Below are 254 nucleotides of genomic sequence, written 5' to 3'. Positions count from 1 at the left end.
GGCTGCGACTGCAGGTCCACCGCGGGCTGCGGGGCGCAGGGCGGCTGGCCTGCGGCGCGGTGGCCGGGGCGGCAGGCGGTTATCTGCGGCAGTTCGGGCCGTTCTGTCGTGATCGCCTCGGATTGCGGCGTGGGGTCGGCCGTACTGCCTGACGCGCTCGACGTTGGCTGCGCCGACCGCTGAAAAACGCCTGATGAGCCCCCGGCCTTGCCGGCTAAGCGTTTCGGCCTGCGGGCCGCCGTGCCAAAATGCAC

1 protein-coding gene is annotated in these 254 nt (G+C 72.4%); it reads left to right on the top strand.

Annotated elements, in window-relative coordinates; genetic code table 11:
* Positions 1–183, top strand: a 183-nt coding sequence (locus R0J92_RS24810) for a hypothetical protein (protein WP_411053643.1), incomplete at its 5' end; no start/stop codon positions are given.
* Positions 184–254: the final 71 nt, after the last annotated feature.

The sequence above is a fragment of the Tritonibacter sp. SIMBA_163 genome (genome assembly GCF_046535935.1).
Taxonomy (GTDB): domain Bacteria; phylum Pseudomonadota; class Alphaproteobacteria; order Rhodobacterales; family Rhodobacteraceae; genus Epibacterium; species Epibacterium scottomollicae.
Note: the sequence above shows the minus strand (reverse complement) of the source record. Positions and strands in the feature narration are given on the sequence as shown.